General features: G+C 60.9%; 15 protein-coding genes and 2 pseudogenes. 7 read left to right on the forward strand and 10 right to left on the reverse strand.

Translation table 11 applies throughout. The features are described from left to right. Nucleotides 1–88: 88 nt before the first annotated feature. From AC2T3R_RS11055 to pdxR, 4 genes are all read right to left on the reverse strand, one after another. Entirely contained in the window at nucleotides 89–580 is a 492-nt protein-coding gene (locus AC2T3R_RS11055; protein WP_486745095.1) for a GNAT family N-acetyltransferase, read from the reverse strand. 436 nt (nucleotides 581–1,016) lie between these two features. Beyond that, nucleotides 1,017–2,282, reverse strand: a complete 1,266-nt coding sequence (locus AC2T3R_RS11060) for an MFS transporter (protein WP_039612867.1) — start codon at nucleotides 2,280–2,282, stop codon at nucleotides 1,017–1,019. A gap of 33 nt (nucleotides 2,283–2,315) precedes the next feature. Continuing rightward, nucleotides 2,316–3,386: a sugar phosphate isomerase/epimerase family protein gene (locus AC2T3R_RS11065; protein ID WP_038409403.1), complete on the reverse strand. Its 1,071-nt coding sequence runs from the start codon at nucleotides 3,384–3,386 to the stop codon at nucleotides 2,316–2,318. 111 nt (nucleotides 3,387–3,497) lie between these two features. Further along, on the reverse strand, nucleotides 3,498–5,003 hold the full coding sequence (gene pdxR / locus AC2T3R_RS11070; protein WP_486745096.1) for a MocR-like pyridoxine biosynthesis transcription factor PdxR: 1,506 nt from the start codon (nucleotides 5,001–5,003) through the stop codon (nucleotides 3,498–3,500). A 933-nt stretch (nucleotides 5,004–5,936) separates the two neighbouring features. Between pdxR and AC2T3R_RS11075 the strand changes: the two genes are divergently transcribed. Together AC2T3R_RS11075 and AC2T3R_RS11080 are read left to right on the forward strand one after the other, a co-directional pair. After that, nucleotides 5,937–6,173: a hypothetical protein gene (locus tag AC2T3R_RS11075; RefSeq protein ID WP_410952664.1), complete on the forward strand. Its 237-nt coding sequence runs from the start codon at nucleotides 5,937–5,939 to the stop codon at nucleotides 6,171–6,173. A gap of 427 nt (nucleotides 6,174–6,600) precedes the next feature. Continuing rightward, the gene (locus AC2T3R_RS11080) at nucleotides 6,601–9,153 is read left to right on the forward strand and encodes a bifunctional diguanylate cyclase/phosphodiesterase (protein ID WP_486745097.1); all 2,553 of its coding nucleotides are present in this window, start codon (nucleotides 6,601–6,603) and stop codon (nucleotides 9,151–9,153) included. Nucleotides 9,154–9,175: 22 nt separating this feature from the next. On the opposite strand, the gene AC2T3R_RS11085 is transcribed toward AC2T3R_RS11080, so the two are convergent. Continuing rightward, entirely contained in the window at nucleotides 9,176–10,090 is a 915-nt protein-coding gene (locus AC2T3R_RS11085) for a LysR family transcriptional regulator (RefSeq protein ID WP_015270113.1), read from the reverse strand. Between the two features lie 199 nt (nucleotides 10,091–10,289). On the opposite strand from AC2T3R_RS11085, the gene AC2T3R_RS11090 reads away from it, so the two are divergent. The 4 genes from AC2T3R_RS11090 (at nucleotide 10,290) to hutH (ending at nucleotide 14,551) form a co-directional block, all read left to right on the forward strand. Further along, on the forward strand, nucleotides 10,290–11,258 hold the full coding sequence (locus tag AC2T3R_RS11090) for an ABC transporter substrate-binding protein (protein WP_015270114.1): 969 nt from the start codon (nucleotides 10,290–10,292) through the stop codon (nucleotides 11,256–11,258). A gap of 75 nt (nucleotides 11,259–11,333) precedes the next feature. Further along, the gene (locus AC2T3R_RS11095; RefSeq protein WP_015270115.1) at nucleotides 11,334–12,185 is read left to right on the forward strand and encodes an ABC transporter permease; all 852 of its coding nucleotides are present in this window, start codon (nucleotides 11,334–11,336) and stop codon (nucleotides 12,183–12,185) included. Then, nucleotides 12,182–13,015, forward strand: coding sequence for a quaternary amine ABC transporter ATP-binding protein (locus AC2T3R_RS11100; protein ID WP_023661493.1), 834 nt, complete (start codon nucleotides 12,182–12,184; stop codon nucleotides 13,013–13,015). Before AC2T3R_RS11095 ends, AC2T3R_RS11100 begins: the two co-directional genes overlap by 4 nt. Nucleotides 13,016–13,027: 12 nt before the next feature. Next, nucleotides 13,028–14,551, forward strand: coding sequence for a histidine ammonia-lyase (hutH, locus tag AC2T3R_RS11105; RefSeq protein ID WP_196184602.1), 1,524 nt, complete (start codon nucleotides 13,028–13,030; stop codon nucleotides 14,549–14,551). 142 nt (nucleotides 14,552–14,693) lie between these two features. Here the strand turns inward: hutH and AC2T3R_RS11110 are convergent. Continuing rightward, nucleotides 14,694–14,822: pseudogene (locus tag AC2T3R_RS11110) on the reverse strand (con-10 family general stress protein); the annotation flags it as partial. A 224-nt stretch (nucleotides 14,823–15,046) separates the two neighbouring features. Further along, a pseudogene (locus AC2T3R_RS11115) lies at nucleotides 15,047–16,212 on the reverse strand (SDR family oxidoreductase). 360 nt (nucleotides 16,213–16,572) lie between these two features. On the opposite strand from AC2T3R_RS11115, the gene AC2T3R_RS11120 reads away from it, so the two are divergent. Next, nucleotides 16,573–18,201 carry a mechanosensitive ion channel family protein gene (locus AC2T3R_RS11120; protein WP_486745277.1) on the forward strand — a complete coding sequence of 543 codons (1,629 nt, stop codon included), beginning with the start codon at nucleotides 16,573–16,575 and terminating at the stop codon, nucleotides 18,199–18,201. A gap of 192 nt (nucleotides 18,202–18,393) precedes the next feature. On the opposite strand, the gene AC2T3R_RS11125 is transcribed toward AC2T3R_RS11120, so the two are convergent. From AC2T3R_RS11125 to AC2T3R_RS11135, 3 genes are read right to left on the reverse strand one after another with little or no spacing between them, the layout of a single operon-like run. After that, nucleotides 18,394–19,632 (reverse strand): MgtC/SapB family protein, encoded by a 1,239-nt coding sequence (locus tag AC2T3R_RS11125; protein ID WP_486745098.1) that lies wholly within the window; start codon nucleotides 19,630–19,632, stop codon nucleotides 18,394–18,396. After that, on the reverse strand, nucleotides 19,617–20,438 hold the full coding sequence (locus AC2T3R_RS11130; RefSeq protein ID WP_015270120.1) for a helix-turn-helix domain-containing protein: 822 nt from the start codon (nucleotides 20,436–20,438) through the stop codon (nucleotides 19,617–19,619). Before AC2T3R_RS11130 ends, AC2T3R_RS11125 begins: the two co-directional genes overlap by 16 nt. 2 nt (nucleotides 20,439–20,440) lie before the next feature. Beyond that, nucleotides 20,441–20,689 (reverse strand): hypothetical protein, encoded by a 249-nt coding sequence (locus tag AC2T3R_RS11135; RefSeq protein WP_031324572.1) that lies wholly within the window; start codon nucleotides 20,687–20,689, stop codon nucleotides 20,441–20,443. Between the last annotated feature and the right edge of the window lie 214 nt (nucleotides 20,690–20,903).

Here is a 20,903-nt window from a genome sequence, read left to right on the forward strand (position 1 = left end):
AGTGCGTTTCGTTCCGAGTGTCAGGTTATGACGCAGTCACCGACGCAGAATGCTCTGGACGTCGCTTGCAGATCGAAAACGGTCACTATCATTCAATGGATTTGGCCATTTCCGACGTTCCAGTCCAGCCGGTCTGCTCATAGACCGGTTTACCCGTCTCGGTGGCATGCAGGACAGCGAAGGTGATACCTCGGCGAGCGAACTCGGCGTCAGCAGCCTGCATCAAGGCCGAAGCCAGGCCGCGGCGGCGGTAGGCCGGCTGGACGAACACATTCAGCACGTACCCACGTTTGTCCAGGGTTGGGTGCGATGGATGGGGAGGCCAGTCAATGCTCATCAGGCCAATGGCTGCAAGCGGTTGGTCGCCATCCAGGAGCTTGAAACCGTAATACCGACCGTCACCGAGCCGCTCTTCCAGCCATGGGCGAAAGTGCTGAGTCATGAGTTGCAGTTTTTCAGGGTCGCCACCTGCCTCAAGAAACATCTCCTGGCGATGCGAGCAGATCATTGCTGCGTCAGCGGGCCCGACTGGCCGACACTCCAGGCCTGAAGACGCTCCACATCCTTGTAGCTCGATCATCGTTTATCCAACGTAAGTGGCCGATTCATGAGAAGGCAGCCTATGGCCTCTTCAGGCCTGCTTGCAATGGCTTGGTTCAACGCCTGGCCCGCCAGACGAAACAAGACCCAATGGCTAACGATCGACCTTGGCAAGCAACTCAGCTTTTGTCATCTCTCATGGAACTGCACATAACTCATTGAATCAGCAGGGCCCATGTAGGAGCGGCCTTGTGTCGCGATGGGGCGCGCAGCGGCCCCGGCAATTTCAACTGTTGCGCATCAATCCTGGGGCCGCGATGCGGCCCTTTCGCGACACAAGGCCGCTCCTACAGGTACAGCCACAACCTCGAGAGCAACGCTGTACCTGTGGGGTTTTAGCCGCGAACACCGGCGTTGTGGGCGGAGGAGGGCTCGGCATGATGGACGAACCCTCCTCCTGAAGCCCATGGCGACGATCAGGCTTGTACCGCGTCGGCCCCGCCAGAGAGCACGGATTTTTTGCGTACCGCTTGATAGAGAAGGCTGGACACCATGAAGCCTGCAATGGCCAGCATGCTCATCAGAATGAACACATAGTTGTAGCCCTGTTGACCAGGGAAGTGGTCGAGGATCGCGCCATAGATGACGTAGGCAAACATGCCGGGGGCATAGCCGATCAGGCAACCGATGCCGAAGGCCGAGCCGGTGATGTGCTGGGGAATGCCGACTTCGCCCATGGGTGCCCAGAACACGCCGCGCATCGAGAAAACAATCAGCGCGAAGGATAGGGTGGCCGCCATCCCCGCATAGATGAAGCCCGGGCTTTTAGGAATCAGCATGATCACGGCCATCAGCGGCAATAGCGCCAGAAATGCCCACTTCAGGTAACGGCTGGTGCTCTTGAACTGCTTGTCGGCAATGAAACCGCCGGCAGGCCCGCCGAGGATTTTCAGGAAGTATTGATTGATGATGCCGTAGGCACCTACCAACGCTACTGGCAACCCGTACATTTCCTTGAGGTAGGGGATGAAATAGGTCAGGCCGCAGTAGACGATGTAGACCATGAACACATTGAGGCTGACCAACCAGATACCGGGTACCTTGATAGCCTCCATCAGGTTTGCCAGACCGTTTTTCGGCTTGGTGGCTGATTGCGCGTTACCGCCCTTGAGCAGGACCCAGGTCAGGGTGCCAGCCAGAATGTCGATGACCGAGTAGAACAGGATCGCCGATTTCAGGCCGGCTTCCCCCGAGCCCATGGCGACGAACACGCCCAGTGCGGAAAAGGCCACCAGCGTATCAACCACGCCACGCCCGCCTTCCAGCAGGCCGAACAACCGGCCTTGCTCCTGATCGTCACCCAGATTGCGGATGGCCTTGAGCAGCGATGGCCAGAACAGGCAGTCGGCACAGACGGCCAACAGACTGAACACGATCAGCAAACTGCTGAAGGGCGGGAAGGTCGCCAGGTACAACCCCAGGCTTCCGGTCCCGATCAGGCCGAGGGGGATCAGTTTGCGCGTGTCGTAGCGATCGGCGAGCAGGCCACCAACCACGAACAGTGCAGTCGCGATGATTGCGTTGGCACTCAACAGCATGCCGATTTCAGTGTGGCTCAGGCCCATGAATTCCTGCATGGGGACATAGAAGGCGTCCTTGAGGTTCGCCAGCTTGTAAATGGTGCCGCCACCAAGGATGAGAATCAGGAATCTGAGCCATTTGGCCTTGTTTTGAGTTGTCATTATTGTTCTCCGGGCGTAATCGGGTCGTCAGGTTCAGGCGTTGGAAGGAGCGGCCAGGGTCAGTTCAGCCAAGGTGCGCAGTTCGCCCAGCAAACCTCGGACATAGGCCACCTGATTGTTCGCCCAGCGGTGTTCGTCGGCCAGCATGCGCTCGAGCGAGTAGCCTTTCGGGAGCGGCGTTTCGCTCATCTCCCGGTAAGCAATGAATGGATCGGCTGCTTCGAGGCTCTGCCGGAATGCCGGGGCCACGTAGTGATTTTCCTGCTCGAGAATGAACGCGATCACTTGCGGGGTTGCTTCGCCCAGCATCAACAGTTCGAACAGCATGCGGGCGCTGGGCAGATCGTCTTCGTCGCTGCCTTGCAACACGCCGTAATGGCCGAAGCCGTTTTGTTCGGGGACGATGCGTACGCCCTTGAGGTGAGCCTGGCGGATGTGCGGCGCCAGGTTGTGCAGGGCCTGCAGGGGCTGTTCGCAGGCATTGATCATGTTGCCGAAGTCGAACAGGGCATGCAGGCGAGGGTGGTTGACACGGTTGAGCAGCTGCGCAATTTCGCTGCTCTTGAGTTCTTCATGCTGCTCGAAGTCAAAGTACAGATCGTTGGCATCGGCCTGTTGTGCGAGGTAGTGCAGGTCGGTCTCGATCACGTCCATGACCCGCGACAGCGGACCCTCGTAACGTGAGTAGACACGGATGTTGCGCACGCCCAGTGCGTTGGCGATGGCGATCACCTGGTCGACATCCTTTTTCAGCGTGCTGCTGATTTCCAGGTGCACATCCAGCCCCAGCGCCTTGGCCTTGCTGGCAAACACCTGGAGCTGCTCTGGCGACATCTGGCTCAGGCTGTTTTCCTCGCCGTCGAGCAAGTGCAGGCTCAGGCCTTGCAGCTCGTGGCGATAGGCGAAGTCCAGCATGTCCGCGGGTGTGACACGACCGTGGGTGAGGTTGGTCAGTAGCGGGTAGGCGTGGGCAAACAGGCGCAATTGCCCGAGACGCTCAAGCAGCCGCTGGGCCAGTGCCTCTGTCAGCACTGGAGCAGCCACGTGTTCGACCACCTTGTGGCTCAGCAAGGCGTTGAATCGTTCCTGGATCTTGTTGTTCATTAGAGTTGTTCCTGGTTCAGGCACCGGTCTACCGGCGCAGCCTTTATCGCGCCAGCCAGGAACTCTCGATAGATCCATTATCAATTAATTGATAAGGCCACTTTCCACGCATCAAGTGGTCGGCGGAAGATAACCCAGCGTGCGCAAAGCCTGGGCCAGCTCCTCGACACGCTCCCGGGCCTGCTTTTCAGGCGTGCCGGCAAAGCCGATCAACAGGGCAGGCGGCAGGTCATGCTTGATGCGGTAGTCGCTCAAGGCGTAGGTGTGGATGTTGTGTCGGGCCAGTTGCCGGGCGATTTCAGTGTCACTGAGTTCGGGGGGCAGCCAGGCGATCAGGTGCATGCCGGCATCCGTCGGAGTGATCCTGAAAAAGCTGCCGATCTGCTTTTCAAGTTGTTCGATCAACGCCTGCTGGCGCGCCTTGTACAGTGCACGCATGCGGCGGATGTGCCCCAGGAAGTGGCCTTCGCTCATGAAGTCGGCCGTTGTGGCCTGAAGCAGTGTGGGCGGGCTGCGATCCATGACCGCGCGCAGGGTGCAGAAGGGCTCGACCAGCGCCTGCGGCAGAATTACGTAGCCCAGTCTCAGTGACGGGAAGAGCACTTTGCTGAATGTGCCGACATAGATCACTCGGGCCATCTGGTCCATGGCATACAGTGCCGGAAGAAGTCGACCACTGTAGCGAAACTCGCTGTCGCAATCGTCCTCGATGATCCAGCTCTGATGCTTCGCAGCCCAGTCGATGAGTGCCTGGCGCCGCACATAACTCAGGGTGACACCCAAAGGATGCTGACGCGAAGGCGTACAGAATACCAGGCGCGCATCAGGGCACTCGGCAAGGCCTTGCTGGGCATCGATCCCCTGTTCATCAATACGCAACGGAATGATCCGGGCCCCCTGGGCTTGCAACGCAATTCGCGCGGCGATGTGCCCAGGGTCTTCCATCCAGACACTGTCCTGCGGATTGAGCAGCAGCATGCCCAGCAGGTTGAATGCTTGCTGCGCGCCGGAAACGATCACCACTTGCCCGGCATTGCAGTCGATACCTCGCGCATCGAAGACATACTCGGCAATCGCTGTGCGAAACGCCTGCAAGCCTTGTAACTCGCCATAACCCAGGATCGCCTTGGTTGGCTTTAGCAAATGACGGTTCATCAGGCGCCGCCAGATGGCTTGCGGAAATCCTTCATAGGTGCTGTGACTGGGCAGGAAGGAGGTCGGCGTCGCCGGATCCCAGTCGGCATAGGACACCCCGCGAAAATGATCGCTGCGCAGCGACAGCATCGACTGGCTCAGTTCGGACAGGCGCGGTGGCTGGCGCGGTTGCTCGTCCTCGATACTCCGGTTTTCCCACTCAGTACCGACATACGTACCTGCACCCGTGCGCGAGGCCAGGAAACCTTCGGCAATCAACTGATCGAAAGCATTGAGGATGGTGATCCGCGACAGCCCCAACTCGATGCTCAAGGTCCGCGTCGACGGCAGGCGCACGCCCCCCTGAATTCTGCCGTTGAGTATCTGTTTGCGAATCTGCAGATACAGCTGGCGGTACAGGGGTATGGCACTGGCACGGTCCAGTTCGATAGCCGACAGCAGCAAACCTGTGGGGGATTTCATGACATGCTCGTCTGGGTGAAACGGGATTTGACCCGGGAACCGTCAGGCGACGGGATTTCAGGGTAGCGAGCGATACCCGATAAGTCATCCGTCCGGCTTTGATGTCCGGTGCAGTTTGATGGCTGGATACTGCAGAAAAGACCGAATAAAGCGTCCGCTTTGGGTCGTTGACGCTCAGTCGCGAATGGCTGCTAACGATCCATTGCGGACACCTGTAACCGGGGCCGCTTCGCGGCCCATCGCCGGCAAGCGCGGCTCCCACAGGTACAGCGCATGCCTGAAAGTTGGTGATATTCCTGTGGGAGCCGGCTTGCCGGCGATGAGGCCGGTACTGACTACAGAGCTTTGGATCAGTGTCCGCCGTGGGTCGTTAGCCGCCATTCGCGGTCGATCGCTTTTGGCCCAAAGCGGACGCTAAAGGATAACTGGTTTCGTAAGCGCGACGCCGCTCCTGTGGGAGCGGGTTTACCCGCGAAGAGGCCGGTGCAGGCGACACAACATGGTGATCACTGCTGACTCGCCGGCCGGGATGAGTGAGAGGCGCCAACGGAAGTGTTACTGCACATTCCCTTCGCTTGAAACGCTTCCCTGACACCGGTAGTCTTTGCCCGCTGCTGTAAGTCCAGCGGCCGGGTTTGGTCACCCGCAATCATCAAGGCGCACAAGCGCCCGCTCTGCGATACAGTTGGCGCTTTTTTGTGCCCGCTGTTTCGTTTTATGGCGGCTGTGCGTGGGGCGCCTCCGTGCGCGCCGGTTTCCTTGATTCCCGGTTGACCAACCCGCGTACAGTCGCCACCCATTCGTTTGGTCACGTTGTGTGGCGGCTCCAGTGAATCAAGGAGCGACACAATGACAAAAGGCTTACCCGATCCTCCCGTACGCGCCACCACGGCGTCCTCCAGTTTCTCCACGTGCGAATGCAGCCATCCGCCATTGTTTGCCGTGCGTTCTGGGGTGGACTACGAAGATGCGCTGGTGCATCTGGCCACGCTGCTCAAAGGCGCTTTTGCGACCAATCTCAAGGCACTGGAGCTGGCCAAGGGAACCTGTCGTGATCTGTTGTTGAGCAATGACCATGGGCTGGATTCGGCCAAGGCGGTGGTGGAGGCGTTGCTGGATGGGGTGGAGAGACAGCAACTGGTTGGGCGGAAGACGGTGCCGGGTGTCTGACGAGCGTTTGGGCTTTGTTGGACTCAAGCGGCAGCCGTGATTGACCTCGAGGCCCCTTCGCGAGTGAACCCGCTCCCACAGGTACAGCGCCAACTCGAAGCCCGCGCAGTACCTGTGGGAGCGGGCGCGCCCGCGAAGCAGACGACGCGGTGGATGGCACCGGCTTTGCCGGTGTTCGCGGGCATGCCCGCTCCCACAATGATCGCCGTTGGGCAAAGCGACAACTATGGGTCGTTATCCGCGGTACGCACCAGAACCGTTATCCAACCTGGCGGTCGTTCACCGCTGGCAGGCCCCCGCGCTGTACTGACCATAGCCCCGGATCAGGCTTTAGGTTGCCTTTTGCCAACCACCGATCGTCAGCTCCATCGACCTCCAAGCCTGCCGCCCGGTCAACCGGGAGACCCTAGGCCGCGATGGTGAACCAATGGACGTCTTTGCTGACAATGAAATGTCGACCCGCAGTGATGTGGTCGGGCAACTGATCGTGGCGTTTTCCCTGATTCTGCTGTTGGCCTTGTTGCTGGGGCTGTTCTCCCTCTACCGCCTCGCCGGGGCGCTGGACGCCCGAGAAGTGGAGCAGAGCCGCTTCTATGCTGAATCCGCCATGGCCCAGCTGCAGAAGAACGACAAGACGTTCCTGCTGACCCATGCCAACTGGCAGGCCGCCTATGATCACTTGGGCGGGCAGGTCGATGCACATTGGGCATACGACGAGGACAATGTCGGCGCCACGCTCTATACCTCCGATGGGTACGAAGGCGTATATGTGCTCGATGACGACGGTACGCGGTACGCAATACTGGACGGTAGGCTCAGCCAGCAGGGCCTGGAGCAGCATACCGTCAGTGCCGGCAAGATCCTGCAGGAGGCTCGGCAAGCAGCGCAGCACGATCAGGCGTCTTCAGGCTATCTGGTGTTTCGTGGCCAGCCGGCGGTGTACGTCGCTGCACTGATCCGCCCGCAGACCCAGCCGGCCCGCCCGCCGGGACCAACTGCGGTGTTGGTGTTCATTCGGGTTCTATCGCCACAGGTGCTCTTGCCGCTGGGCCAGGCGGCGGGGCTGTCCGGCCTGGCCGTGGGCGATTCGGCCGATCAGCGCCAAGGGCGCGGTGCCTTGCCACTCGAAGGCAGCGGCCACACCTTGACATGGGATATACCGCAGCCAGGCACCGAACTGATCCACACGGTAATCGCGCCCTTGGCTATCGCCGTTCTGTTCATCGCGCTGAGCATGGCATTGTTTGCACGCTATGCGATCCGCGCCAGCACCAGGATCGATCGCAGCCACCGTGCTCTGGTGACTTCCAGGGTTGCCCTGCAATCAAGTGAAGAGCGCTTCAAGGCAGTGGCCGAAGCTGCCTCGGACTGGATCTGGGAAACGGATGTGCTCCTTCGCCTGACCTACCTTTCGGACCGGTTCACCGAACTCACCGGGCACCCCGTCGAAGCGTGGCGACAGCGCCCGATTACCGAGTTGCTATCGTGTGATACCAGCAACCTCCGGACCTCGCTGCACAGCCTGGCCGCGACAGGCTCTTCCGGCACGGTGCGCTGCCAGTACCAGGACCATCTAGGCCAGCAGCGTATCTGCAGGATCGCTTCGCGCGCGATCGTGGCCGAGGGCGTGTGTACCGGCTTTCGTGGCACGTGCAGCGACATCACCGACGAAGTCGCCGCCCATGCCCAGATTCAGCACCTCTCCTTGCACGACGCCCTGACCGGCCTGCCGAATCGCAACAAGCTGTTCCGTTTCCTCGAACAATCAGCCCCTGGCGCTGAGCTACCCAAGGTGGCGCTGTTGATGCTCGATCTGGACAACTTCAAGCCAATCAACGACAGCCTTGGGCATCCGGCCGGCGACGCGGTGCTGCTCGAGGTAGCGAGCCGCCTCGGTCAAGTTACCCGCGACAGTGATCTGGTCGCCCGTCTGGGAGGCGATGAGTTCATCGTCGTACTGACCCGGCCAGGCGATCACCAGGACATGGACCGATTCTGCATGCGCGTGATCGAGGCGATCAAACGCCCCATTCAGGTCGAAGGGCATGTCGTGCAAGTGGGGGTAAGCCTGGGTGTAGTGCTGTCGGCCGAGTACCCTGGTACGCCGAGCGACCTGATCCGGCACGCCGACGTGGCCCTTTACAGCGCCAAGCAGGCGGGCAAGAACACCTGGCGATTCTTTTCGGCACAGATGAATGCAGCATTGATGGAGAAGCGTGTGCTGGAAAGCGAGCTGCGCGAGGGCATACCGCGTGGCGAGCTGGTGCTGCATTTTCAGCCGCGCTTCAAGGTCGATGGGGTCTCGATCGCATCGGCCGAGGCCCTGGTGCGCTGGCAACACCCGCGCCTGGGCTTGCTCCGCCCGGATCGTTTCATCCCGCTTGCCGAAGAGTCCGACCTGATCGTGCTGCTTGGCAACTGGGTGCTGCAGGAAGCCTGTACCAAGGCGCGGGGCTGGCCGCAGGCGGTGATGGTCTCGGTCAACATGTCGCCGGCCCAGTTCAGCCGCAGCGATGTGGTCCGCGACGTCGGCAACGCGTTGCGCGCCACCGGGCTGCCAGCCCACCGCCTGGAGCTGGAAATTACCGAGAACGTCATGCTCAACGATGTCGAAGGCGCACTGCACACCATGCTTGCACTGAAGGAGCTGGGCGTGCGCCTGAACATGGACGACTTCGGGACCGGTTACTCCTCGTTGGGTTACCTGCGTACCTACCCGTTCGACAGCATCAAGATCGACAAGCGCTTCGTGCAGCACCTGGGCAAGAGTGGCAGCGACCGTAGCGTGGTCCAGGCCATCATCAACCTCGGCAATGCAATGGGCATGACGGTGACTGCCGAAGGTGTCGAGACCGCCGAGCAACTGGCCTTGCTCAGCGATGACCAATGCCATGAAGTACAAGGCTTTCTGCTCAGCAAACCGCTGGAAAACGAGGTACTGATGGGGATGATGAAAGACCAGGTATCGTTAGCGCAATGACGCCTCGCAGAGGAGGGCAGTTTCATTCGGATGCAAACGACGGCCGTTCCGCGAACCATGCTACTGCCAGCTCCTTGAACGCCTCAGCCGAAGGCGTCAGCGGATAGCGCTGATCATGCGCCAGCACGATGCTGTGCGTTGGCAATTTTTCCTCGGTCGGCCGACACACCAGCGCTTGGCCATCATAGCTGCGGTCACCAAATGGCCGGGTGTAGATCAGCGCCACGCCAAACCCGTTGGCGACCAGGCTACGCTGCATCTCGAAGGTGCGCACACGGTGCACAGCGGCGGGCGAAAGATCGTAGAAGCTGAACAGGTCCAGCACATGCTGCCAGCTGTGGACCTGATCGGTGACTACCAGTGTGTATTCGGATAGCGCTTTGAGGCTGACGCGCGATTCCTTGGCCAACGGGTGATCGGCAGCCAGCAGTACCTGAGCGGTCAGCTGGCACAACTGGGTGCATTGAGTGTTCGGCGGCAGACCCAGATCGTAGGTGATCGCCAGCTCTATCGCACCCTCACTCAGCCGCTTGCCAACATAATCGAAGCTGCCTTCGCGCATATCGACCGTGACCCTCGGGCAGGACTCCTGCATCCGTCGCACGATCTGTGGCAGGCAATAGGGCGCCAGGTCTTCAAAACATCCGACCACCAACTCTCCGACACACTCTCCTGCATTGGCATTGATCTCGGCAAAGGTCCGAGCCTCGCTCAGAACGCGGCGGGCCTGGACCATGACGGTACGCCCGAACGGGGTCAGCGATATGCCGAGGCCACGTTGGCGCACGAAAATCGATTGGCCCAGCACCTCTTCCAATTCGCTGATGGCCGCCGAAATGGAGGGCTGCGAAACATGAAGCTCCATGGCGGCAGTCGTGAGGTTCCCGTGCTTGGCCGCTGCGAGCGCGTAGCGCAGTTGTCGCAGTGTGAACTTCATAGGTTTTTCCGTTGTGATACATCAGGACATATTATTTTATCCTTTTTTGAGGTTGTGAAATATTTCCTCTGTGTAGTGGCAACCGATCACAGGTGCCACGCCGATGCCGATTGCAAGGCTGATCAGCCAGTTTGGCGACCCTCTTTGGGCCGGATGCCCTCGACTACTGCAATCCATGTTCTTGTTTGGGAGCGTCACAATGAAAATTACAAAGGCTCTGCTGACCACCACACTATCTTTCGGGCTGCTGGCGGCCGCTGGTGCCAGCCAGGCGGCCGGCTGGTGCGAGTCTGGCAAACCGGTGAAATTCGCCGGATTGAACTGGGAAAGCGGGATGCTGCTCACCGACGTGATGCAGTTCGTGCTGAAAAATGGTTATGGCTGTGAAACCGACAGCCTGCCGGGTAACTCCATCTCCATGGAAAACGCCCTGAGCAGCAACGACATTCAGGTGTTTGCCGAAGAGTGGGTAGGGCGCAGCGAGGTCTGGAACAAGGCGGCGGCCGCCGGCAAGGTCGTTGGCGTCGGCGCGCCGGTCGTTGGCGCAGTCGAAGGCTGGTATGTGCCGCGTTACGTGATCGAAGGCGACCCCAAGCGCAAACTCGAAGCCAAGGCACCGAACCTCAAGACCATCGCCGATCTTGGGCAATACGCCCAGGTATTCAAGGACCCGGAAGAGCCGGACAAGGGGCGCTTCTACAATTGCCCGGCCGGCTGGACCTGCGAGCTGGACAACAGCGAGATGCTCAAGCACTACGGCCTGGAAAGCAGCTACACCAACTTCCGCCCGGGCACCGGCCCGGCACTGGATGCCGCCGTGCTGTCGAGCTACAAGCGTGGCGAGCCGATCCTGTTCTACTACTGGTCGCCGACGCCGCTGATGGGCCTGGTCGACCTGGTCAAGCTGGACGAGAAGCCAGGCGTGGATAAATCCCTGACCATCAAAGTGGGCCTGTCGAAGGCCTTCCACGAGCAGGCGCCGGAACTGGTGGCGGTGCTGGAAAAGGTCAATCTGCCGATCGACCTGCTGAACCAGAACCTGGCGCGCATGAGCAAAGATCGCATCGAGTCGCCGGAACTGGCCAAGTTGTTCCTCAAGGAGCACCCCGAGGTCTGGCACAGCTGGGTCAGCGAAGACGCAGCCAAAAAGGTGGACGCGGCACTCTGAGCGTGTGGGTTCGTCCGGCTCCTGCCGGACAAGGCACGCGACAGTCCGTTTCATGCACTTGCTCGAGAGAATTCCATGTTTCCCAAGAACTTCACGTTTTCCATTGCCGACTGGGTCAATGGCTGGGTCGATGCGCTTGTAACCAACTACGGTGACGTGTTCCGGCACATCTCCGACACACTGCTGTGGGCCATCGTCAACCTCGAAGGCCTGCTGCGCGCAGTACCCTGGTGGCTGATGCTGGCCATTGTTGCTGGTATCGCCTGGCACGCCACCCGCAAAGTCGTGACCACTGCCGTGATCGTCGGCTTGCTCTTTTTGGTCGGCGCGGTCGGCCTCTGGGACAAGCTGATGCAGACCCTGGCGCTGATGCTGGTCGCAACGCTGATATCGGTCCTGGTCGGCATTCCGCTGGGTGTGCTGTCGGCGCGCAACGATCGCCTTCGGGCGGTGTTGATGCCGCTGCTCGACATCATGCAGACCATGCCCAGCTTCGTGTACCTGATACCGGTGCTGATGCTGTTCGGCCTGGGCAAGGTGCCGGCGATCTTTGCCACCGTCATCTATGCCGCGCCGCCGCTGATTCGCCTGACCGACCTGGGCATTCGCCAGGTGGATGGCGAGGTCATGGAGGCGATCAACGCTTTCGGTGCCAATCGCATGCAACAACTGTTCGGCGTGCAGCTGCCACTGGCGTTGCCGAGCATCATGGCCGGTATCAACCAGACCACCATGATGGCCCTGTCGATGGTGGTCATCGCCTCGATGATCGGTGCCCGCGGCCTGGGTGAAGACGTCCTGGTCGGCATCCAGACCCTGAATGTGGGCCGCGGCCTCGAAGCGGGCCTGGCCATCGTGATTCTGGCGGTCGTGATCGACCGCATTACCCAGGCCTATGGCCGACCACGGCATGGGGTGGGCAAATGAGCGCCAAACAGACAATGAACAAGATCGAAGTCAAGAATGTCTTCAAGATATTCGGTGCTCGCGCCGAAGATGCCCTGAAACTGATCCGCCAGCAAAAAGCCAAGGATCAGGTCCTGGCCGAAACCGGCTGCGTGGTTGGGGTCAACGATCTCTCGTTGTCCATCGGCAGCGGCGAGATCTTCGTGATCATGGGGCTGTCGGGCTCGGGCAAGTCGACCCTGGTGCGCCACTTCAACCGCCTGATCGACCCGACCAGCGGCCAGATCCTGGTCGATGGCGAAGACATTCTGCAGTACGACATGGACGCCCTGCGCGAATTCCGCCGGCACAAGATCAGCATGGTATTCCAGAGCTTCGGCCTGTTGCCGCACCGCAGCGTGCTGGACAACGTCGCTTACGGCCTGAAAGTCCGTGGCGAGAGCAAGGCCAGGTGCGCAGAGCGTGCCCTGCACTGGATCAACACCGTGGGCCTCAAGGGTTACGAAAAGTCGTACCCGCACCAGTTGTCGGGCGGCATGCGTCAGCGCGTCGGCCTGGCCCGCGCTCTGGCAGCCGACACTGACATCATCCTGATGGACGAAGCCTTCAGTGCGCTCGACCCACTGATTCGCGCCGAAATGCAGGACCAGTTGCTGGAGCTGCAGAAGACCCTGCACAAGACCATCGTGTTCATCACGCACGACCTGGACGAAGCGGTGCGTATCGGTAACCGGATTGCCATTCTCAAGGACGGTCGCCTGGTCCAGGTCGGTACGCCGAAAGAAATCCTCTACCAACCTGCGGACGAATATGTAGATCGTTTCGTGCAGCGTCGCGTAGCTTCGCTTTAAGGAACCGGGTGTATGTCGTTTGCCGAAAGAATCATCATCGCCGACGCGCCAGTGCGTTGGCAGGACGTGGTGGCAGTGGCCCGGCATGGCGCGAAGCTTGAGCTGGCCCCATCGGCCTGGGCGCGGATCGAGAACGCCCAGGCGATTGTCCAGCGCATCGTTTCCAGCGGTGACCGCGCCTATGGCGTCAACACCGGGCTTGGCGCCTTGTGCAATGTCTCGTTGCAGGACGAACAACTCAGCCAGCTGTCGCACAACACCTTGCTCAGCCATGCCTGTGGCGTGGGTACGGCGCTGTCGGACGAACAGACCCGGGCGATCATGTGCGCGGCGATCATCAATTTCTGCCAGGGCCGTTCCGGCCTGCAGCGCAAGGTGGTCGAGGCGCTGCTGACCCTGCTCAACCAGCACATCACGCCGCAGGTGCCGAAGCAGGGGTCGGTGGGGTACCTGACCCACATGGCGCATATCAGCATCAGCTTGCTGGGCGTCGGCCAGGTCAGCTATCGCGGCCAGATCATGCCGGCGCAGCAGGCCTTGGCCGAGGTCGGTCTAGCGCCGGTCAAACTGGGTGCCAAGGATGGCCTGTGCCTGGTCAACGGTACCCCTTGCATGACCGGCCTTAGCTGCCTGTCCCTGGACGATGCCACGCGGTTGAGCCAATGGGCGGATGTCATCAGTGCCATGAGCTTCGAGGCCCTGCGCGGCCAGCTCGATGCCTTCGACCCTGAAATCATCGCGATGAAACCGCACCCCGGCATGCAGCGCGTGGGCAGTAACCTGCGGCGCCTGCTCGACGGCAGCGAAATCATTGCCAGCAGCCAAGGCATTCGCACCCAGGACGCCTTGAGCATTCGCTCGATTCCGCAGGTTCATGGCGCCGCGCGCGATCAGCTAGACCACGCTGCGCGGCAGATCGAAACCGAACTCAACTCCACCACCGACAACCCGATGCTGCTGGGTACGCCCGAGTCGTATCGGGTGGTTTCCCAGGCGAATCCGCACGGCCAGTCGGTGGCCATGGCGGCTGACTTGCTGGCCATCGCGGTGGCCGAGATCGGGGCGATTGCCGAGCGTCGTCTCGATCGCCTGATCAACCCGTTGGTCAGCGGCTTGCCGGCTTTCCTGGTCAGCCAGCCAGGAGTGAATTCGGGGATGATGATTGTCCAGTACGTGGCCGCCTCACTGTGTGCAGAAAACCGTCAGCTGGCACAACCGGCAGTCGTCGACAACTACGTCACCTCCGGCCTGCAGGAGGACCATCTGAGCATGGGCACCAATGCCGGGTTGAAGCTGCACCGCGCCCTGGAGAACTGCACGCAGATCCTCGCCATCGAATACCTGTTGGCGGCCCAGGCATTCGAGTTCCTCAAGGAGCAGCGCTTTGGTGCGGGTACCAGCGTTGCCTGGCGGTTGTTGCGCGAACGGGTCCCGGCGTATGCCCAGGACCGTTGGCTGGCCCCGGATATCGCCAGCAGCGCATCGATCCTGAAGGATCCGGGCCTGCTTGGCGCTGCATTCCCCGAGCTGTTATGAGCGATGCAAGCGCCACTCATGGCTTCGGCTCCTGAGGCGCAAGACCTGTGCAATCGGGGGGCAAATGCCCCCTTGATTGTGAACGACCAATATTCAGAAAAAAGGCCAGGGTGCCGTGCACCCTGGCCGAGCTCATTTCAAGTTAGCGATTTTCGCTACCACGACCGCCGCCGTGGCTGTGCTGTCCGCCTTTGCGTCCTGTCTCGGAGGCGCGTTCACTGTCGTTGGCAAAATTGCCTGGATTGTTCTGGGCGGTACCACCTTGGCGGCCACGATTGGTTTGGTTGTCAGCCATGATCTTTCACCTCATGTCGTCACACAGGAAAGTCTGTGTTCAACTCGGACGTCAGGCAGAGGGGCGTTTGCTCTACTGCATTTTGCTCGGCCCGACGGGTTGCGCGAAAGAACCCGTGCGGGCGCCTGTGGTGCAGCAGAGCTTTGTTCGCCAACCTTTGGGAAGGATCTGGCTTGCATCGACTTTGACGGCACGGTTGTTCAGCTCCTGCGTCGTGAGTGGGTGATTGCAAAGCCCACGATCATTCCAAGCGCCGCTGCGCCGATCAATAGAGGTGTCTTGTCTTTTGACTTCCTCCAACCCCCGTCGATACTCCTCCTGCCACTCGGCGGCTCAAAGAGGTTGCCTGATGATGTTTCGGCTTTCGGGCTGCGGTTTATCCCCCGACGCGTCAGCCACCCCGATAACAGAGGCAGGCCCGGTACCAGGTAGCTGGCCAGATGCGCCAGGCGGGCCGTGGCACCGACCGTGGTGTGAGCGCGTGGTGAGATTGCGCAGGCCACCATGGCCTTCGCCACAAGTTCGGGATCATATACAGGGCCCGGAGGCGTCAGCGCATGGCCTGTGTAGTTGCCGCCGTCTCGAAAGCCCGGTGTGTCCATGACGGCTGGATAGATATCGCACACGTGGATATCGGGAAACTCCGTCAATTCCCCCCGCAGCGCCTCGGTCAGGCCACGCAAGCCGAACTTGCTCGCGGAGTACGCGGCTGTTGGGCCACCCAGCTGCCCAGTGACAGCGTATTGATCAGGATGCCGCTGCCCTGGGCTTTGAAGAGGGGGAGGGCTACGAACGCACCGCGCAGGTAACCCATCAGGTCGGTCTGAATGACCTGCTCGTGGGCCTCCAGCGGTGTTTCCTCGAAATTGCCGACCGCCCCAACGCCGGCGTTGTTGATCCAGATATCGATTCGCCCGTGGCCGAATTCTGCTGCCTGTGCGGCCAGCGCTTGCACCTGGTCGTTGCGGGTGACGTCGGTCGTGATTGCTATGGCATCGGTACCGCAGTCGGTGCATTCATCCAGCACGTCGAACAACGCCTCTTCATCGCGCGCAGCGAGCACCAGGCGAGCACCCTTGCAGGCAAATGCGTGCGCGGCGGCCCGGCCTATACCGCCGGAAGCGCCAGTGATCACCACGACTTTGCCGCGCAGTGGCCCTCTGCTCGGAGCGCCCCCGCGGGGCGCTTCCTGTTCTGTGCCAGATTTCTTGTGGTCGTCAAGTGGCGCGATCGTTTCGCTGGCCTCGATCCGAGAAAGCTCAAGAGCGGTGCCATCGACCAGGGTCAACCTCAGCCCTTCCATCGTGCCAGCCTCTTCCACGCGATAGCGTTCACCTGGTTTCATACCTGTCGCTTGATCGATCATTTTGCGAACCCCTGTAGTTGGACCTCGGAAATGCCAGCCTTTGCTGTGCTAGTCAGAAGCAGGCCCGGTGCGCTTGACGCCGCGCGGGCCAGCAACGCTCCGGATACCAAAGCGCTCGTTGGCACCTGCCCGGCAGGCGCATCTTTGCGTGTTGGATATGCAGGGGAAGCCAGGGCGGACGGCAAAGTTCAGACCAACAAGTCCGGTGGTACCAAACGGTGCTTCGCTGCATCCGTGTGTCACTGGATGATGTCCTGAACCGCCGCGCCCGTATTTCCGCTGGTTCCTCAGCCCTGGGCAGTAAACGCTGTGCTATCACTACCTGCATGGTTTTCGCCATAGGGGCCCGGGGATTTCATGATGAAGCGCCTTTGTTGCCTGCTGTTGATTCTTTTCACCCTGCAGCCCATGGCCGGGCACGGTATCGAGGTTGCAGGCAGTGCCACAGATGGCGTGCCCGGTGAACCGGCCGAGCTGACCATCGCCAATCGCAGCATCTTCATCTTCCACGCCACCTTGCTGGGGGAAACGCCGGCGGCGCGGGTGCAACGGGCCACAGCCGTGATCGACGAGGCCTTGCGCGGGACTGATGAGCTGAAGGTCAGCGTCGACCCCATCCTGAATAGCCACCTGGTGCTATTGGGAGGGCGGCGTGCCTTCATCATTGCGCCGCAGGACCTGGGCCTGGCCGGTGGCGACACTCGCGAAGCCGCCGAGCAGGCAGCCGCTATGCTGCGCCTGGTGGTCGACGAGACCGGTCAGGCCCGCAGCCTGCGCTTTCTGCTCAAGGCAGCAGGCTACTCGGCGCTGGCCACGTTGATCTACGTGGTGCTCATCAAGGGCACCAACCTGGCTCGGCGCAAGCTCCAAGGCCTGTTGCCGCAGCTGATGCGCGAGCGCGCCCGGCAGATACGGCTCGGGCAGATGCCGCTGTTGGACATGCAGCTGGTCTACACCGTGATCGAACGCCTGTTGCGGCTGCTGCACTGGGGCGTAGTACTGTTGCTGAGCTACCAGTGGCTGAGCTTCGTGCTGTCGCAATTCCCCTACACCCGGCCTTGGGGGGAAAGCCTCAACGTCCACTTGATCGACCTGTTACGTTATCTGCTCGACGGCATTTTGCAGGCAATTCCCGGCATCGCCGTGGCCATCATCATTTTTTTCATCGCCCGCGGTATCAGTGGCTTCAGTCGGCGCCTGCTGGAGCGCATGGCCCGGCCGGGCACCCTCAAGTGGCTGACCGAGGAAACCCTGCAGCCAACCACACGCCTGACCTCGCTTGCCATCTGGCTGTTCGCCCTGGTGATGGCGTACCCGTACCTGCCGGGTTCCGGCACCGACGCCTTCAAGGGGCTGTCGGTGCTGCTCGGGCTGATGATTTCTCTCGGCGCCTCCAGCATTGTCGGGCAGGCGGCAGCGGGCCTGATCCTGACCTATTCACGCACCTTGAAGGCTGGCGAGTATGTGCGGGTAGGTGACCACGAGGGCACGGTGACCGAAGTCGGCATGTTCAACACCACGATCCGCACTGGACTGGGCGAAGTGTTGACCATGCCCAACTCGATGATCACCGGCTCGGTGACACGCAATTTTTCACGTGTTGTACAGGGGCAGGGCTACATCGTCGATACTGTGGTCACCATCGGTTACGACACGCCGTGGCGCCAAGTGGAAGCGATGCTGGTGGAGGCGGCCATGCGTACCGACGGCATACTGGAAAAACCCAGGCCGCAGGTGTTTCAGACCGGGCTTTCGGATTTCTACCCCGAGTATCGCCTGGTGGCGCAGGCGGTGCCGAGTGAGCCACGGCCACGGGCAGAACTGCTGAGCCTGTTGCACGGCAACATTCAGGATGTGTTCAACGAGTACGGGGTGCAGATCATGTCGCCGCATTACCTGGGCGACCCCGCGCAGGAAAAGTGGGTGCCGCACGAGCGCTGGTTCACGGCACCTGCGCGGAAACCTGAGGTTGGCCAGCCGGGGGAATAGCGTCATAACCGGCGATCACGGGGTCGCCATGCTGCCGACGGTGCTCCAGTGGCGTCATGTCGAACCAGCACAGATGGGCGCGGCACCAACTCTTGAGCAAGGTTGATTGGATATATCGTGGTCATGGTCCCTGTAGCTCATCAGTTCCTCAAGCTTGTCCTCATCCAGGGGGTAGAGGTTGCCGATACAACCTCATATCAAAAGCCCCAGCCACATTGCGCCGAGGATGACCAGTTGGCCGGGAACAAGGTATCTCCCGAAGCTGCAGCCGCCGCTACCGAGGGACAGAATACATTTGGTCAAGGTATTGCCGGTCAATGCCAGTAAACCGGGTACTACCAGGCCATCTACACCGAGTCTACCGGCAACGACCAGGGAGGCGACCGACGCTGTCGCTACGTGAGCATCGGCCAATCCGCTGATGAAAGCCGCGATACTGACCCCGTTGTGGCCCAGATGGTGAAGTAGAAATGCACAGAACAAGGCGATTCCGGTCAGCGCGACGGTGATGATCAGGGCTGTGAAGAGATCGAAGGCACCATCGCCCTGATGCGCTGTTGAAGTGCCTTGGTCGCTACGCCAGGGGGCAAGCAACAAAGTGCCGTAAACCACCGTACCCACCGTACCGAGCCCGATCGAGGCCACGAAAGGCTTCAACAGGTGTCGGTCGACGACGCCTAGCACCAGGGCGAATTGCGCGATGCTGGCGAGGTTCGACAGTACGGCAGCGGCGGCCAAGGGCCTCACGGCTGTGACTTGCCGACGTGCCTCATGGGCAAGCAGCGCAATGGTTGCCGTGCCGGAGGCGAAACCTGAGGCGATCGCGCTCAGGGGCAAGCCGTAGCGTGGGCCCACCAGACGCAAGGCGATATGCCCCAGTGCACCGACGGTCATCAGCAGGACGACCAGCGTACAGATGGTGCGAGGGTTGAGTGCGCCATACGGCCCCATGAACCTGTCCGGTGTCAACGGTAGCACCACCAGCGCTACCGTCAGCAGCATCAAACCATCGCGCAGCTCTTCCTCGCTCAGCTGCTGGAGCACGAAATGGTGCAGCTCGCGGCGCAGTGCCAGCAGCACGGTCAGCACCACGCCGACCGCCGTGGCAAGTTCTGGCTCGTCAAGGCTCAGTGCGCCCAGCGTCAGCACCAGTAGCAGGGCGATTTCGCTGGTGACTTCGGGGTCTTTGTCGGCGTGTTTGCGGTAATGCATGCACAGCATCAGAACCAGGCCCAGGCTGGCGACCCCGACCAGCACCGGCCCGGCCAGCAACATGCTGACGTAGCCCAGCAGGGCGGTGATGGCGAAGGTCCTAAGGCCAGCAGCGGCATGATCTTCATTGCGGCCTTTCTTGCGCTCGCGCTCAAGCCCCACCAGCATGCCGATGCCCAGCGCGACGGCACCGTGGCTGACATTTACCGCGTCGAGCATGGCGCCTTCGGGGTGTCCTTGGGGCTGACTTCCGCGCCGCCTTGCTCAAGGGCTATCAAGGCTGGCAGATCGAGTATCTCGACAAGCCTGCCACGCATGCTGACGATGCCCAGCGCGCGCATGCGGGCGACTGAGCGACACACGGTTTCCAGGCGCAGGCCCAGGTACGAAGCCATGTCTTCCCGGGACATGCGCAGCATGAAGCCGTGGGCAGAGTAGCCGCGGCTGACGAAGCGCTGTGACAACCCAACCAGGAAGCTTGCCAGGCGCTGTTCGGCTGTGAGGTTGCACAGCATCAGCACCCGCTCATGCTCACGCACGATTTCTCGGCTCATCAAACGGTTCAGGCTTTGCTGCAGGACGGGAAAGTCACGCGCCAATGCCTGCAGCCGGCGATAGGGGACAGGGCACACCTCGCTGTCTTCCAGGGCAATGGCATCGCATACGTGATGTTCGGTGGCGATGGCGTCGAGCCCAAGTACATCGCCCGGCATCCAGAAATTGATCACCACTCCCTGGCCTTCGGCGCTGTTCAGGCTGGTCTTGAAGCTGCCACAGCGCACGGCATAAAGCGTCGTCAGCGGATCGTTGGCGTTGAACAGCGCGGCGCCTTTGCGAATACGCATGCGCGGGCCGATCAGTGCGCCCAGGCAACTGTTGTCATGCACGGGTAGACCGGTGGGCAGGCACAGCCCGCTGACACGGCACTCTGTGCACAGGGTCGTCAGCGGTTTCAGGTGAATCGGTGTTGCCGGGCTCGACGCTGCAGGTTGGTCGAGCAAGGTCACTTTCAGTAGGCCAGTCATTTTCAGGCCTCCTTCGCGCATCGGAGACCTGCCTGGGCTGCCATCCCTGCATTGGTTTTGCCAACGCTGCCCATACCTGGGCGTGGTGACCAGTCGGCGAGCATGTCCCGCGAGTGGGGCGCGTTGAGGCGCGCATTCAACCGGTCGACAAAGGCTTGCGCTTCGGCGGACGTAACGAAACTCACCCGGCAGTCGTCCATGCGGACCCACCAGCGGTTCTGCTGAGGGCTATTTTCGACGTAGATGTTCATGGAAGCCTCCAAAAGCATGCATGAGCAAACCAACTGCAAATCCATGCGAAAACGAAGGCATCCCTGCCGGCAACAGGGGTGTTCAGGGCGTGATGGCCATTTTCATCGCACTATCGCGCCGGTTGGCGAACGACCATAGGCGACACTCGATGGTTTTCATGAGCGCCATGGCAAGCCTCCGGGGCATTCGATGATTGTTGTTGGTGTAGGGTCA

This window comes from Pseudomonas sp. PVC-5-1 (assembly GCF_057444345.1).

Excerpts from the sequence above, each read along its gene's own strand:
- AC2T3R_RS11065 (WP_038409403.1), bottom strand. The coding sequence starts at position 3,386 with ATGAACAACAAGATCCAGGAACGATTCAACGCCTTGCTGAGCCACAAG.
- AC2T3R_RS11125 (WP_486745098.1), bottom strand. The coding sequence starts at position 19,632 with ATGCTCGACGCGGTAAATGTCAGCCACGGTGCCGTCGCGCTGGGCATC.
- AC2T3R_RS11055 (WP_486745095.1), bottom strand. The coding sequence starts at position 580 with ATGATCGAGCTACAAGGATGTGGAGCGTCTTCAGGCCTGGAGTGTCGG.
- AC2T3R_RS11135 (WP_031324572.1), bottom strand. The coding sequence starts at position 20,689 with ATGAACATCTACGTCGAAAATAGCCCTCAGCAGAACCGCTGGTGGGTC.
- AC2T3R_RS11080 (WP_486745097.1), top strand. The coding sequence starts at position 6,601 with ATGGACGTCTTTGCTGACAATGAAATGTCGACCCGCAGTGATGTGGTC.
- AC2T3R_RS11130 (WP_015270120.1), bottom strand. The coding sequence starts at position 20,438 with ATGACTGGCCTACTGAAAGTGACCTTGCTCGACCAACCTGCAGCGTCG.
- AC2T3R_RS11060 (WP_039612867.1), bottom strand. The coding sequence starts at position 2,282 with ATGACAACTCAAAACAAGGCCAAATGGCTCAGATTCCTGATTCTCATC.
- pdxR (WP_486745096.1), bottom strand. The coding sequence starts at position 5,003 with ATGAAATCCCCCACAGGTTTGCTGCTGTCGGCTATCGAACTGGACCGT.
- AC2T3R_RS11090 (WP_015270114.1), top strand. The coding sequence starts at position 10,290 with ATGAAAATTACAAAGGCTCTGCTGACCACCACACTATCTTTCGGGCTG.
- AC2T3R_RS11085 (WP_015270113.1), bottom strand. The coding sequence starts at position 10,090 with ATGAAGTTCACACTGCGACAACTGCGCTACGCGCTCGCAGCGGCCAAG.
- AC2T3R_RS11100 (WP_023661493.1), top strand. The coding sequence starts at position 12,182 with ATGAGCGCCAAACAGACAATGAACAAGATCGAAGTCAAGAATGTCTTC.
- AC2T3R_RS11120 (WP_486745277.1), top strand. The coding sequence starts at position 16,573 with ATGAAGCGCCTTTGTTGCCTGCTGTTGATTCTTTTCACCCTGCAGCCC.
- hutH (WP_196184602.1), top strand. The coding sequence starts at position 13,028 with ATGTCGTTTGCCGAAAGAATCATCATCGCCGACGCGCCAGTGCGTTGG.
- AC2T3R_RS11095 (WP_015270115.1), top strand. The coding sequence starts at position 11,334 with ATGTTTCCCAAGAACTTCACGTTTTCCATTGCCGACTGGGTCAATGGC.